A 288-nucleotide genomic window follows, 5' to 3' on the forward strand; every position below is an offset into this window, starting at 1 on the left:
ATCCTTTAAAATAAACCTTATTAATAAGATTTCCATCAAATAAATAATTACTATCCGCACTAACACTTCCCTCTGGATATACACACGCTGCATAATCATATATATCATCAGAAGTGTCTCCCTTTAAATGTTCGATTCTTCCTATTATTATAACTTTTTTATTGGTTCCTTTAAATGTAACTATTGAACCTAATGGTAATAATTCTTCATCACTCCATTGTATGTTTTCCGTTACATCATTACTAACTATTAAGTTATCAGCATTGGTTATTTCTATTCCTTTTGATT

Annotated in this window: 1 protein-coding gene; it reads right to left on the minus strand. The window is 28.5% G+C overall.

Features of this window, described 5'->3' with window-relative positions; all coding sequences use genetic code 11:
• Positions 1-288: DUF4176 domain-containing protein (locus NG918_RS16875; RefSeq protein WP_252227218.1), on the minus strand; the 288-nt coding region annotated here is incomplete at both ends.

The organism is Clostridium sp. ZBS2, from assembly GCF_023845855.1.
In the GTDB taxonomy this organism is placed as follows: Bacteria; Bacillota; Clostridia; order Clostridiales; family Clostridiaceae; genus Clostridium; species Clostridium aquiflavi.